Genomic DNA, 13,241 nt, shown 5'->3' with positions numbered 1-13,241 from the left:
CGCAGAACCGGACCCGCAGGAGAGCCTGCGGGTCCGGTCAGAGCTCAACCGATCTCGGAAGATCAGGCGGCGTCGGCGGCAGCCTTCGGGGCGTTCACGTCGGCCGGCAGCGCCTTCTGGGCGACCTCGACCAGGGAGGCGAACGCACCCGGGTCGTTGACGGCCAGGTCGGCCAGCATCTTGCGGTCGATCTCGACGCTGGCGGCCTTCAGGCCCTGCACGAAGCGGTTGTAGGTGATGCCGTTGGCACGGGCCGCAGCGTTGATGCGCTGGATCCACAGCTGACGGAAGTCGCCCTTGCGCTTCTTGCGGTCGTTGAAGTTGTAGACCAGCGAGTGGGTGACCTGCTCCTTGGCCTTGCGGTACAGGCGCGAACGCTGGCCACGGTAGCCGCTGGCGCGCTCCAGGATGACCCGGCGCTTCTTGTGGGCGTTGACTGCCCGCTTGACGCGTGCCACTTGATTACTCCTTGGGTTGGACCACGGACTGCTTCACGTGGTCCGTCATTCGAATGGGTCGGGAAGGATCAGCTGCCCCGCACGCGGCTCGCGCCGGGCGGGAGGGCGATCACTTGCCGAGAAGCTTCTTGATCTTCTTGGCGTCAGCGGGGGCCATCTCGACCGTCCCGGCCAGCTTGCGGGTCAGCGTCGAGGGCTTGTGCTCCAGGAGGTGGCGGCGGCCGGCGCGCTCGCGCACCACCTTGCCGGAGCCAGTGATCTTGAAGCGCTTGCTGGCGCCACTGTGCGTCTTCTGCTTCGGCATTTCGCCGTTTCTCCTCGTCAGTCCCGTCCGCGCCCGCGCGACCTGCGCCGCGCGGGCGTGAACTGGATGGATCTGTGGTGACCGGGCGGGACGCCCCGTCACCCTGGGGGCCGACCCCGGACCGCCGTGAGCCTCGCGGCTCAGGCGCCCTGGGGAGCGGCCGGCTGCTCGACCGGGGCGTCCTGCTCCTCGACCGGGGCGTCCTGCGCCTCGGTCTCGGCGCCCTCGGCCGCCAGGTCCTCGGCCGCCGCGTCGTCGTCCGCGGCGGCGGCGTCGGAACCGGTGGTCCGGCCCAGCCGCTCGGCCTTGCGGGCGTCCGCGAGGGCGCGGGCCTCGGCCATCGCCTCGGTCTTCTTCTTGTGCGGGCCAAGAACCATGATCATGTTCCGGCCGTCCTGCTTCGGCGAGGACTCGACGAAGCCCAGCTCCTGGACGTCGTCGGCGAGCCGCTGCAGCAGACGGAAGCCCAGCTCGGGGCGGGACTGCTCACGACCACGGAACATGATCGTGATCTTGACCTTGTCACCCTGCTTGAGGAACCGGACGACGTGACCCTTCTTGGTGTCGTAGTCGTGCGGGTCGATCTTCGGCCGGAGCTTCATCTCCTTGATGACCGTGTGCGCCTGGTTCTTGCGCGCCTCACGGGCCTTCATGGCCGACTCGTACTTGAACTTGCCGTAGTCCATGAGCTTGCACACCGGCGGCCGGGCGGTCGCCGCGACCTCGACCAGGTCGAGGTCGTACTCCTGCGCGAGCTCCAGCGCCTTGGCAAGCGGCACGATGCCGACCTGCTCGCCGCTGGGACCGACGAGTCGCACCTCCGGGACGCGAATCCGGTCGTTGATGCGGGGCTCGGTGCTGATGGGGCCTCCTCGGTTGCACCTTCTGCGATGCGGCCGTCGGACGGCGGTCGCACGTAGTGGACTCGACCACTGGGCGGGGCTTCATTCGTGCTGCGCTGCCCGGTGCTGGTTTTCGACACCTGGTGCACCGCGACACGAAAAAAGCCCCGCTCGGTACAAGCGGGGCTCCACACAACCGGGGGCGGCGTCCGGTGAGGGACGCTGCGGGCGACTCGACGCCGTGGCGCCCGTCGCGGACCGGACCCGTCGACCGCGAGGCCGATCAGGTGGGAGACTTTCGCGGTTGCCCTCTCGGGCCTCCTGTAGTGGAGCCTCCACTTGCTGGCCAGGTGCCCATGCGGGATCCTGGCCGGTCAGTCTCGAAGCTTACAGCGTCACGCCGTCGAACGCTATTCCGCCCCGGCCCGCCGCCTTCCCGGCGCACTGCCCTCCCGGCGCGTCCGGGGCCCCCTTGTACGCTCCACCTGTACCCACACCGCACGACGGAACGAGCCACCCTTGAGCAGCGAGCCCACCCAGAACCCCGGCGCGGACGACGACGCGATCGGCTTCGACGACCTCACCCGCGACATCGCCGAGGTCCCGGCCGTCGAGGTGATCACCACCGTCGCGGTGCACCTGATGAGCGCGGCCGCGGTCAAGTGCGGTCTGGCCGAGGGCGGCGAGAAGGACAAGGACCTGGACGAGGCCCGCAAGCTGATCACCGCGCTCGCCGGGCTGGTCACCGCCGGCGCCCCGGAGATCAGCAACTTCCACGCGGCCCCGCTGCGGGACGGGCTGCGCTCGCTGCAGCTGGCCTTCCGCGAGGCCTCGCTCGTGCCGGACGCGCCGGGCGCGGGGCCGGGCGAGAAGTTCACCGGGCCGGTCTACAGCTGAGCGGTTCTCACGGGACCACCTACGAAGTTTCGTAGGTGGTCCCGTTCGTTCCTACCGCCGGTACAGCGGCTCCCCCGGCAGCTCCGCGCTCGCCGGCAGCACCGCGAGGTCCAGCCCCCGGTCCAGCCGCACCCGCAGCACCGGGTCCCCGGCCACCGCCCGGCCGACCCGCTGCGCGACCGCCTGCAGCCCCGACCGGTCCAGCGCCGGGTCGAACACCACCGCGAGCACCCCGTCCGCGTCCTCCGACGGCGCCAGCAGCCCGCTGAGCACCTGCGGCTCCGCCGCCAGCAGCGCCCGGACCGCCTCCCGCACCTGCGGGTCCCGCACCGGCGGCAGGTACGGACGGTTCTCCGCCAGCGCCCGCAGCCGGGCACCGCTCAGCAGGAAGGGCACCGGCCCCGCCGGGTCGATCAGCAGCGTGTCGGCGCGCTCGGAGAACGCCACCATCGCGGCCTGCGGGGCCGCCGTCGGCGCCGGACGGGCATCGGCGCGCCAGCGGGCGAGCGACTCGAGCGACGTGAAGGCAGGCAGTGCGCGACGCCCGTCCGGGGCCTCCAGCACCGGGACGGCCATGTCGCTGCTCTTGTCGTGCTTGTGCCCGTGCTCGTCCACCTCGACCTCGCCGAGGAGGGCGACGATCGGGACCATCAGCCGGGTCGGGGTCAGCGCCGCCAGCACCTCGGGCTCGGCCGTACGGTCCTGCGACCAACGGGCGAGGGCCGCGGTCAGCGCCGGGTCCGCCGTGCCGTCGTCGTCGGAGAAGCCGGGATTCGGGATGCTCTTGCCGACGAACGCCGGGTTGGAGAAGTCTTTGCGGTCCACCCGGCCGACCCTATGCCACCGCCGGCCACCGCCCGCATTTCCCCGCACGCGACCTCTACCCACGGGTAGCCGCCTGTGGCACCCTGCGCGCATGGTCATCCTCGTTGCACCCACTCCGGTTTCCGACCGGCACCGGTACGACCGGGCCACCGCCCACCTGGACGGGCCGGTGGCCGTGGTGGACCTCGCCGCCTTCGACGCCAACGCCGCCGACCTGGTGCGCCGGGCGGGCGGCAAACCGATCCGGGTGGCCAGCAAGTCGCTGCGCTGCCGGGCCCTGCTGGAACGGGTGCTGGCCGTGGACGGCTTCGCCGGGGTGATGAGCTTCACCCTGGACGAGTCGCTCTGGCTGGCCCGTACCGGAGTGCGCGACGTCCTGCTCGCCTACCCCTCCACCGACCGGACCGGCTACGCCGAACTGACGGCCGACCCGGAGCTGGCCCGCCGGGTCACCGTCGTACTGGACGACCCGGCCCAACTGGACCTGATCGACAAGGCCCGCGCCGGCGACGCCGAGGTGCGGGTCTGCCTGGAGCTGGACACCGCACTGCACCTGCTCGGCGGGCGGGTCCGGGTCGGCGCCCGGCGTTCGCCGCTGCGCACCCCGGAGGAACTCGGCGCCTTCGCCGAACTCGTCCAGCGCCGCCCGGGCTTCCGGGTGGTCGGCCTGATGGCGTACGAGGGGCACGTCGCCGGGGTGGGCGACCGGATCCCGGGGCGGCCGGTGCGCTCGCAGCTGATCCGGCTGATGCAGGCCAGGTCGCGGACCGAGCTGGCCGAGCGGCGCGCGGCGGCGGTCCGGCGGCTGCGACAGGTGGCCGAGCTGGAGTTCGTCAACGGCGGCGGCACCGGCAGCGTGGAGTCCACCGTGGCCGAACGCGCCGTCACCGAGGTCGCCGCCGGCTCCGGGCTCTACGCGCCGCGGCTCTTCGACAACTACCGCTCCTTCCGGGGCCGTCCGGCCGCGCTGTTCGGCCAGCCGGTGGTGCGCCGCCCCGGTGTCGGGGTGGTGACGGTGCTCGGCGGCGGCTACCCGGCCTCCGGCGCGGCCGGGCCGGACCGCTCGCCGGTGCCGTACCTTCCGGTGGGGCTGCAGTACGACCCGATGGAGGGCGCGGGCGAGGTGCAGACCCCGCTGATCGGCCCGGCCGCCGACGACCTGCTGATCGGCGACCGGGTCTGGTTCCGGCACGCCAAGGCGGGCGAGCTGTGCGAGCGCTTCGCGGAGTTGCACCTGATCGAGGGGGACCGGGTCGTCCGGAGCGTGCCGACCTACCGGGGTGAGGGGAAGACGTTCCTCTGACGAGCCGCCGCCCGGTCCCCTACCGTGGTGGCCGCAAGCACAACTGCGAAACGGAGGGGTCGCATGGACGCCGAGCTCGTGCAGGAGATGGTGAAGTCGGGGGCCACCGCGCTGGCCGGCCTGATGGCCAAGGCCGCCTGGGGGCAGGCCAGTTCGCGGATCGCCACGATGTTCGGGCGGGGCGAGCGGGACGAGGAGGCGAGCGCCGAGCTGGAGGCGATCCGGGCCGAGGTGCTGGAGGCCGGTGACGACCGGGAGGTCCTGGCCGACCAGACCGCGGCGCTGCGCAACCGGCTGCGCGCGCTGTTCCGGGAGAACCCGGAGGCCATCACCGAACTCCGGGAGATCATCAAGGAGTTCGACCCCCAGGAGGCCGTACGGATCGGCAAGGTGCACAACGTGATCGAGAACTCGACCATCAACAGCGACATCGTGATCCAGTCCGGCATCACCAACCAGCGCTGACCTTTCCCCAGGCTTAAGCGGGCCCGATGGAACGCCTAACCCGGGCGTCCCGTCGGGCCTTTGCGCTGCTCCGAAGCCTACAGTCGGTCAACAAGCCCGAGTCGCACGGCTATTGCCATCTGGTCCAGACCAATCCTACGCTCTGGCCGGGGGTCCGCGATCCGGGCCGGCGACCCCCGAACGGGCAGGCGTGTCCGCTCCCCCACACCCGCCCGGAACGACGGTCAAGGAGTCCCCACCCCATGTCCATCAAGCGAAGTGCCCTGTCCGTCGGCGTGGTCGGCGCCGCGGTGCTCGCGGTGGCCGCGACCACCGCCGGTACCGCCAGCGCCCACGGCACCATGACCGGCCCGGTCAGCCGGATCGCCGCCTGCTACGCCGAGGGCCCCGAGCACCCGGTGTCCCAGGTCTGCAAGGACCTCGTCGCCGCCGGCGGCACCCAGCCGCTGTACGACTGGAACGAGGTCAACATCGCCAACGCCGACGGCAACCACCAGGCGCTGATCCCGGACGGCCGGCTCTGCTCGGCCAACCGCGACAAGTACGCGGCCCTGGACTGGCCGCGCACCGACTGGCCGGCCACCCCGGTCAGCGCGGGCGCCTTCACCTTCCAGTTCCGCACCACCGCGCCGCACGTCGGCACCCAGACCGTCTACCTCACCAAGCAGGGCTACGACCCCACCCAGCCGCTGAAGTGGTCCGACCTCGACCCGACCCCGGTGGCCCAGGCGCAGGTCGACCGCACCGCCGTCAACGGGTACTACACCTACTCGGGCACCCTGCCGAAGCGCACCGGCCGCCAGTTGCTCTACATGATCTGGCAGCGCAGCGACAGCCCGGAGGCGTTCTACAGCTGCTCCGACGTGGACTTCGGCACCTCCGGCGCCACCACCGCCGTCTCGTCGCTCGCCGCCCCGGCCGCGCCCAGCGACGCCCAGATCGCCGCCGACGCGCCCAGGTCGACGGTCGCCCACCACGGCCACGGCGGGGATCCGAACGCCCCGGCCGGCCAGCCGCTCCCGACCACCACCGCGGCCGTGGCCGGCACCTCCGCCACCGGTCCGCTGCTGCTCGCCGGTGCCGCCGCGCTCGGCGCCGGCTGGGCGGGGATGGTGCTCCGGCGCCGTCGCATCGAGGCTGTTCGACGCGACTCCTGACGCCGGACGACGCGGGGCCGGACCGGCCAACCCCCGTCCGGTCCGGTTCCGTGGCCCCCGACCGTCCGCCGGACTGACGGGCCGACGGGCTCAACGGCGACGACCCACCCGGAGGGATTCCTCCCGGGTGGGCCGTCGCGGTGTGAGGAGCGGGGGGCTCAGGTGGTCTCGGTGCCGGAGCCGTCGGGGCTGCTGCCGGAACCGGAACCGCCGCCGGAGCCCGGCTTGCCGGGGAGGCTCGGGATCTTGCCCTTGAAGTCGGCGATGCCCTTGACGATGGTGTCCATCACCGCGACGTCCGGCGCCTTGTCGGCGATGTCGAAGCCGAAGTGCACCGAGATCAGGTTCTTGCCGTCGGTGGACGGGAAGACCACGGTCTCCACGTAGCCGCTGTTGCCCTTGGCCACGTCCACCTTCCAGCGGACCAGGTAGCCGTCCTGGCCGTTGACCTTCACGGCCTCGGACTTGAGCTCCTGGTGCCCGGTGATGTCGCGGTAGGCGTCCTTGGCGGCGTGGTCGATGTCCGCCTTGGCCGCCGCCTGGGGATCGGTGCCGCCCCCGTCGATCCGGCCGGTGTTCGCCCCGCCGAGCGTGCAGTCGGAGCCGTCCGGGCACTTGTAGTCGCCGATGGTCAGCGCGGCGTAGCCGTCCTTGGTCGTGCCGGCCTGCCAGCCGGAGGGGACGGGCAGGGTGAGCCCGTTCACCAGGTCGATCGCCTTCCCGGCGCCCGGCCTGGCCTTCCCGCTGCCATTCCCGCCGCCCTTGCCGTTCCCCCCGCCCTTGCCGTTTCCGCCGCCGAGGCCCGGGAAGCCGAACAGCCCGTCCCCGCCGTCGTTCGGCGCGGGCTGGGCCCGGGCGGCGCTGTGCTTCGGGCCGCCGTCGTGCTTCCCGTCCATCGCCAGGTAGGTGATCCCCGAGCCGGCGCCGAGGCCCAGCACGGCGGCCACGGCGGTGGCCACCACCAGCTTGGAGGGCTTGCGCCAGGCCTTGCGCGGCGGTTGGGCGGGCGTCGCGCCGTACCCGGCGCCGAACGGCGGCGGCTCCGGGTAGCGGACCGTCGGCCCGCCGTCCAGGACCTCGCCCTCCAGCACCCTGGGCTGCTCCGCCGTCTCCGGCGCCGGGGCCGCGGCGGCCGGGGGCTCCGGCTGCGGGGCGTCCGAGGGTGCGGGCCGGGTCTCGGCCGTCCAGCCCTTGCCGTCCCACCAGCGCTGCGGTCTCGGGTCGCTGGCGGTGTCCTTCGGGTCCGGGTACCACCCGGCGGGAATCTGCTCACTCACAGCAAAGAATGTAAAGGTAGCCGGATAAACGCGAAATCAGCGTAGCCGGGAATTCCGAGGGTTTTCGATGAGATTACGGTGAGAAGCCACTCGATGGCCCAGCCGGGCCCACCGGTGGCACCCGCGGTGCCAACGGCCTACAACGGGGTGACGTACGCCCCGGAGATGCCGCCGTCCACCAGGAACTCGCTCGCGGTGATGAACGAGGAGTCGTCGCTGGCCAGGAAGGCCACCGCGGCGGCGATCTCCTCGGCCCGGGCGAACCGGCCGAGCGGGATGTGCACCAGCCGGCGGGCGGCCCGCTCCGGGTCCTTGGCGAACAGCTCGCGCAGCAGCGGGGTGTCCACCGGCCCGGGCGACAGCGCGTTCACCCGGATCCCCTCCCGGGCGAACTGCACGCCCAGCTCGCGGGACATCGCCAGCACCCCGCCCTTGGAGGCGGTGTACGAGATCTGCGAGGTGGCCGCGCCCATCCGGGCCACGAAGCTGGCGGTGTTGATGACCGAGCCGCGCCCGTGCCGGCGCATGTACGGCAGCGCGGCCTTGCAGCACAGGTAGACCGAGGTCAGGTTGACCTCCTGGACCTTGCGCCAGGCGTCCAGGCCGGTGGTCAGGATCGAGTCGTCCTCCGGCGGCGAGATGCCCGCGTTGTTGAAGGCGACGTCCACGCTGCCGTAGGTCTCGTACGCCTCGTCGAACAGCGCCTCGACCATGTACGGGTCGGTGACGTCGGTGTGCACGAACAGCCCGCCGGTCTCCTTGGCGGCCGCCCGTCCGGTCTCCTCGTCCAGGTCCGCGCAGACCACCTTCGCCCCCTCGGAGGCGAGCCGGCGGGCGGCTGCCAGGCCGATCCCGCTGCCCGCGCCGGTGACCACGGCGGTGCGGCCGACCAGGCGGCGGCAGACGACGTCGTTCTCGCTCATCGGACTGGGGCTCATCGGACTGTCACTCCTCGCTGTGGATCCGGACGTTCTTGGTCTCGGTGAAATGGCGCAGCGCGTCCGGTCCCAGCTCGCGGCCCACCCCCGACTCGCCGAAACCGCCGAAGGGCGTCCAGTGGCGCACCGAGGAGTGCGAGTCGACCGACAGGTTGCAGCTCTCCCGGGCCGGGTTGCGGACGGCACTGCCCGGCGAGTCGGTCATGCCTCACATCCGTTCGAAGGACCGGTAGCGCTCCCAGTCGGTGACGGCCCCGTCGTAGGCGGCCTGTTCGACCCGGGCCATGTTCAGGTAGTGCTCGACCACGTCGTCGCCGAAGGCCGTCCGGGCCAGCTCGCTCTGCCCCCACAACTCGGCCGCCTCGCGCAGGGATCCGGGCACCCGGGGGTACTCCTCCACGGCGTAGGCGTTGCCCAGGCAGGGCGCGGGCAGGTCGAGTTTGCGCTGCAGTCCGTGCAGGCCGGCCGCGATCATCCCGGCCACCGCGAGGTAGGGATTGACGTCGCCGCCGGGCACCCGGTTCTCCATCCGCAGGCCCGGGCCGTGGCCGACCACCCGGTAGGCGCAGGTGCGGTTGTCCCGGCCCCAGGCGACGGCCGTCGGGGCGAAGGAGCCCGGGCGGTAGCGCTTGTAGGAGTTGATGTTCGGCGCGTACAGCAGGCTGAACTCGCGCAGCGCGACGAGCTGTCCGGCCAGGAAGTGCCGCATGGTGTCGGTCATCCGGCCGTCCCGGTCCGCGAAGGCGGGGGCGCCGACGGCGTCGCGCAGCGACAGGTGGATGTGGCAGCTGTTGCCCTCGCGCTCGTCGTACTTGGCCATGAAGGTGAGCGCGCAGCCCTGTTGGGCGGCGATCTCCTTGGCGCCGGTCTTGTAGACGCTGTGCTGGTCGCAGGTGGTGAGGGCGTCGGCGTAGCGGAAGGCGATCTCGTGCTGGCCCAGGTTGCACTCGCCCTTGGCGGACTCGACGGTCAGCCCGGCGCCCGCCATCTCGTTGCGGATCCGGGACAGCAGCGGCTCGACGCGGGCGGTGCCGAGCATCGAGTAGTCCACGTTGTAGAGGTTCGCCGGGGTCAGGCCGCGGTAACCGCCCAGCCAGGCCTGCTCGTAGGTGTCGCGGAAGACCAGGAACTCCAGTTCGGTGCCGATGTCCGCGGCCAGTCCGTACTCGGCGAGCCGGGCGATCTGGCGGCGCAGCAGCTGGCGCGGGGCGGCGTCCACCGGGTGGCCGCCGTGCCGGGCCAGGTCGGCGGTGACCTGGGCGGTGCCGGGCTGCCAGGGGGTCAGCCGCAGGGTGCCGAGGTCGGGGCGCATCGCGAAGTCGCCGTAGCCGGTGGCCCAGGAGGAGAAGGCGTAGCCGTCCACGGTGTTCAGGTCCACGTCCACGGCCAGCAGGTAGTCGCAGGCCTCGGCGCCGTGCTCCGCCACCTCGTCGAGGAAGAAGCGGGCGGCGAATCGTTTGCCCTGCAGGCGGCCCTGCATGTCGGTGAAGGCGAGCGCGACGGTGTGCACCTCGCCCGCGTCCACCAGGGTGCGCAGTTCGTCCAGGGTCAGTGGCGGCCGGGGCCGCGATCCCGTGGCGGCGTTCTCGGGCATGCCGGAACCCTCCTCCTCGATCACTCTTCGAGATCAAGCGGTCACAGCGAACCGTACGGCCTGCGGCTCACGGCGCGGAAGAGGGCGGACGGGTGTGGCGCGCCGACACGCGTGATTGACGAAGTATCAGACGATACGGGTGGAGAATGCCCGCCATGGATCGCAGGCCTTTCATCGGCGTCAGCACCTACCTGGTGGACGCGAGTTGGAGCGACTGGCGGGACCGGCGCGTCGCCCTGGTGCCGGAGCGGTACACCGCGTACGTGCAGGACTCCGGCGGCATCGCCGTTCTGCTTCCGCCCGACGCCCCCGAGCGCGCGCCCGAGGTGCTCGCCCGGCTCGACGCCCTCGTCATCGTCGGCGGGCCGGACATCGACCCGGCCTACTACGGGGAGCCGGCCCACCCGTTGACGGAGGTGGACTCGCCGCAGCGGGACGCCTGGGAGGTCGCCCTGCTGCGCGGCGCCCTGGCGGCGGGCATGCCGGTGCTGGGCATCTGCCGGGGGATGCAGATCCTGAACGTGGTCTGCGGCGGGACGCTGGTGCAGCACCTGCCGGACGTCGTGGACGTCGACGTCCACGGCGGTTCGCCGGGGCGCTACGGCACCCACCTGGTGCGGCCCGTACCGGGGACCCTGGTCGGCGGGCTGCTGCCGGAGAGCGAACTGGAGGTGCCGACCTTCCACCACCAGGCGGTCGGCCGGCTGGGCACGGGGCTGCGGGTGGGCGCCCTCGCCCCGGACGGAACGGTGGAGGCGGTCGAGGGGCCGGGGTTCACGGTGGGGGTGCAGTGGCACCCGGAGCAGGGCGACGACCTGCGGGTGATGCGGGCCCTGGTCCAGGCCGCCACCGCGGCGGCGCTGGACGCGGTGTCGCTGGACGCAGCGTCGCTGGACGCGGTGGCGCTGGGCTGAACGGCAACGACAACGGTCACCAGTACAGCCTTTGGATCTTTGTCGATTCTGCGGTTCACTTCGAGTGCGGGGCGATCGCGCCCGCCGCCTCCCACCCGTGCGTCCAGAGAGGACTTCGATGGCCGGGCACGAGCATTCCCATGACCATGCGCATGACCACCTGACCGCGCCCGGCCGCAGTCACAACCACGACAACGGGCACGGCGGCCACTCGCACGGCGGCCACTCGCACGGCGTCGCCGCCGACGCCGACCGCCGCTGGCTGGTCAGCGCCCTCGCCCTGATCCTCGTCTTCATGGCCGGCGAGGTCGTGGTCGGCTTCGCCGCCCAGTCGCTGGCCCTGATCTCGGACGCGGCGCACATGCTCACCGACGCCGCCTCGATCGTGCTCGCCCTGGTCGCCATGCGGCTCGCCGCCCGCCCGGCCCGAGGCGGCTACACGTACGGGCTCAAGCGTGCCGAGATCCTCTCCGCGCAGGCCAACGGCGTGACGCTGCTGGTGCTGTCCGCCTGGCTCGGCTACGAGGCGATCACCCGGCTGATCGAGCCGCCCGAGGTCACCGGCTCACTGGTGCTGGCCACCGCGCTGATCGGGATCGTGGTCAACCTGGCCGCCACCTGGTGCATGTCGAAGGCCAACCGCAGCTCGCTGAACGTCGAGGGCGCCTTCCAGCACGTGCTCACCGACCTGTACGCCTTCGTCGCCACCGCCGTGGCCGGTGTGATCATGCTGACCACCGGCTTCGTCCGGGCCGACGCCATCGCCTCGCTGATCGTCGTCGCGCTGATGCTCAAGGCGGGCATCGGCCTGGTCCGGGACTCCGGGCGGATCTTCCTGGAGGCCGCCCCCGCCGGGATCGACCCGGACGCGGTGGCCGACCGGCTGGTCACCGAGCCGCTGGTCGAGGAGATCCACGACCTGCACATCTGGGAGATCACCTCCAACCAGCCGGCCCTGTCCGCGCACATCCTGGTCACCCCCGGCGGCGACTGCCACGCCGTCCGGCGCGCACTGCAGCGCCGACTGGCCCAGGAGTACGGCATCACCCACAGCACCCTCCAGGTCGACCACGTCGGCGAGGACGAGGCCGGCGCGCTGCTGCAGATCGCCGCCCCGGGCGATCCGGCCGCCGAACACTGCGCCGACGCCCACGGCCCGGTGCACCGCGCCGGCCCGCACGAGCACTGAGAACCGGGTCTTCGTCAGCGCGGTGCGGCATGATCTGAGACGTGACCGCACCGCGACTGATGCTGCTCGACTCCGCCAGCCTGTACTTCCGCGCCTACTACGGCGTACCGGACACCCTGCGCTCGCCGCAGGGCGAGCCGGTCAACGCCGTCCGCGGCCTGCTGGACTTCATCGCCCGGCTGGTCCACGACCACCGGCCCGATCAGTTGGTGGCCTGCATGGACGCCGACTGGCGCCCCCAGTGGCGGGTGGACCTCGTCCCCTCCTACAAGACCCACCGGGTCGCCGAGGCGGCCGTCGACGGCGAGGAGGCGGTGCCGGACACCCTCGCCCCGCAGGTCCCGGTGATCGAGCAGGTGCTGGACGCCCTCGGCATCGCCCGGGTCGGCTCCCCCGGCTACGAGGCCGACGACGTCATCGGCACCCTCACCGCCCGCGCCAAGGGCCCGGTGCAGATCGTCACCGGCGACCGTGACCTCTTCCAACTGGTCGACGACGCCCGGCAGATCACCGTGCTCTACCCGGTCAAGGGCATGGGCAACCTGCAGACCACCGACGACGCGCTGCTGCTCGAGAAGTACGGCGTGCGCGGCGCCCAGTACGCCGACATGGCCGCCCTGCGCGGCGACCCGTCGGACGGCCTGCCCGGTGTCAAGGGGATCGGCGAGAAGACCGCCGCCCAACTGATCAACGAGTACGGCGACCTCGCGGCCATCCGCGCCGCCGCCCTCGACGTCGCCTCCAAGCTCACCCCCGCCCGCCGCCGCAACATCGTCGAGGGCGCCGCCTACCTCGACGTCGCCCCCACCGTCGTCCGCGTCGCCTCCGACGCCCCCCTCCTCGACTTCGACCCCGCCCTCCCCCGCGAACCCCTCGACCCGATGACCCTCGAACACCTCTCCACCCGCTGGGGCCTCGGCACCTCCCTGGACCGCCTCCTGGAGGCTCTCGCCACGCGCTGAGCATCCCACGCACCCGTTGGGCCCCGCGCCGAAACCGTCTTCCTGGAACACGGCGCCTCCTCGCACGCGGGCAACCAAGGATCCCCACCACCGCCGGCGCCTTCAGATGGTTGTGC

General features: G+C 72.2%; 14 protein-coding genes and 1 pseudogene. 7 read left to right on the top strand and 8 right to left on the bottom strand.

Annotated elements, in window-relative coordinates; genetic code table 11:
• Positions 1-62: 62 nt before the first annotated feature.
• From rplT to infC, 3 genes are all read right to left on the bottom strand, one after another.
• Positions 63-458 (bottom strand): 50S ribosomal protein L20, encoded by a 396-nt coding sequence (gene rplT, locus ACWCYO_RS09460; RefSeq protein WP_030055649.1) that lies wholly within the window; start codon positions 456-458, stop codon positions 63-65.
• A 109-nt stretch (positions 459-567) separates the two neighbouring features.
• Positions 568-762, bottom strand: a complete 195-nt coding sequence (gene rpmI, locus ACWCYO_RS09455) for a 50S ribosomal protein L35 (protein ID WP_270148263.1) — start codon at positions 760-762, stop codon at positions 568-570.
• Positions 763-902: 140 nt separating this feature from the next.
• Entirely contained in the window at positions 903-1,625 is a 723-nt protein-coding gene (gene infC, locus ACWCYO_RS09450; protein WP_270151347.1) for a translation initiation factor IF-3, read from the bottom strand.
• Between the two features lie 498 nt (positions 1,626-2,123).
• On the opposite strand from infC, the gene ACWCYO_RS09445 reads away from it, so the two are divergent.
• A complete protein-coding gene (locus ACWCYO_RS09445; RefSeq protein WP_270148261.1) occupies positions 2,124-2,501 on the top strand; it encodes a DUF1844 domain-containing protein in 378 nt (125 codons plus the stop codon).
• A gap of 51 nt (positions 2,502-2,552) precedes the next feature.
• On the opposite strand, the gene ACWCYO_RS09440 is transcribed toward ACWCYO_RS09445, so the two are convergent.
• Positions 2,553-3,326, bottom strand: coding sequence for an SseB family protein (locus tag ACWCYO_RS09440; RefSeq protein ID WP_449783866.1), 774 nt, complete (start codon positions 3,324-3,326; stop codon positions 2,553-2,555).
• Between the two features lie 91 nt (positions 3,327-3,417).
• On the opposite strand from ACWCYO_RS09440, the gene ACWCYO_RS09435 reads away from it, so the two are divergent.
• The 3 genes from ACWCYO_RS09435 to ACWCYO_RS09425 all read left to right on the top strand — a co-directional run bounded on the left by ACWCYO_RS09435 (position 3,418) and on the right by ACWCYO_RS09425 (position 6,251).
• A complete protein-coding gene (locus ACWCYO_RS09435; RefSeq protein ID WP_270148259.1) occupies positions 3,418-4,629 on the top strand; it encodes an amino acid deaminase/aldolase in 1,212 nt (403 codons plus the stop codon).
• A gap of 63 nt (positions 4,630-4,692) precedes the next feature.
• The gene (locus ACWCYO_RS09430) at positions 4,693-5,094 is read left to right on the top strand and encodes a hypothetical protein (protein ID WP_449783865.1); all 402 of its coding nucleotides are present in this window, start codon (positions 4,693-4,695) and stop codon (positions 5,092-5,094) included.
• Between the two features lie 242 nt (positions 5,095-5,336).
• The gene (locus tag ACWCYO_RS09425) at positions 5,337-6,251 is read left to right on the top strand and encodes a lytic polysaccharide monooxygenase auxiliary activity family 9 protein (RefSeq protein WP_449783864.1); all 915 of its coding nucleotides are present in this window, start codon (positions 5,337-5,339) and stop codon (positions 6,249-6,251) included.
• 158 nt (positions 6,252-6,409) lie between these two features.
• Here the strand turns inward: ACWCYO_RS09425 and ACWCYO_RS09420 are convergent, their stop codons facing one another.
• From ACWCYO_RS09420 to ACWCYO_RS09405, 4 genes and pseudogenes are all read right to left on the bottom strand, one after another.
• Positions 6,410-7,528 (bottom strand): DUF2510 domain-containing protein, encoded by a 1,119-nt coding sequence (locus tag ACWCYO_RS09420; RefSeq protein WP_449783863.1) that lies wholly within the window; start codon positions 7,526-7,528, stop codon positions 6,410-6,412.
• Between the two features lie 137 nt (positions 7,529-7,665).
• The gene (locus ACWCYO_RS09415; protein ID WP_270151346.1) at positions 7,666-8,451 is read right to left on the bottom strand and encodes a 3-oxoacyl-ACP reductase; all 786 of its coding nucleotides are present in this window, start codon (positions 8,449-8,451) and stop codon (positions 7,666-7,668) included.
• Between the two features lie 22 nt (positions 8,452-8,473).
• Positions 8,474-8,626: pseudogene (locus ACWCYO_RS09410) on the bottom strand (aldehyde dehydrogenase family protein); the annotation flags it as partial.
• Between the two features lie 48 nt (positions 8,627-8,674).
• Positions 8,675-10,060, bottom strand: a complete 1,386-nt coding sequence (locus ACWCYO_RS09405) for a glutamine synthetase family protein (protein WP_270148252.1) — start codon at positions 10,058-10,060, stop codon at positions 8,675-8,677.
• A 155-nt stretch (positions 10,061-10,215) separates the two neighbouring features.
• Between ACWCYO_RS09405 and ACWCYO_RS09400 the strand changes: the two genes are divergently transcribed.
• From ACWCYO_RS09400 to ACWCYO_RS09390, 3 genes are all read left to right on the top strand, one after another.
• Positions 10,216-10,974, top strand: coding sequence for a gamma-glutamyl-gamma-aminobutyrate hydrolase family protein (locus tag ACWCYO_RS09400; RefSeq protein WP_270148250.1), 759 nt, complete (start codon positions 10,216-10,218; stop codon positions 10,972-10,974).
• A gap of 118 nt (positions 10,975-11,092) precedes the next feature.
• Positions 11,093-12,163, top strand: coding sequence for a cation diffusion facilitator family transporter (locus ACWCYO_RS09395; protein WP_449783862.1), 1,071 nt, complete (start codon positions 11,093-11,095; stop codon positions 12,161-12,163).
• Between the two features lie 59 nt (positions 12,164-12,222).
• Complete coding sequence (locus tag ACWCYO_RS09390; RefSeq protein ID WP_449783875.1) at positions 12,223-13,125, top strand: 5'-3' exonuclease; 903 nt, start codon at positions 12,223-12,225, stop codon at positions 13,123-13,125.
• Positions 13,126-13,241: the final 116 nt, after the last annotated feature.

The organism is Kitasatospora sp. NPDC001683 (assembly GCF_053596495.1).
Note: the sequence above shows the minus strand (reverse complement) of the source record. Positions and strands in the feature narration are given on the sequence as shown.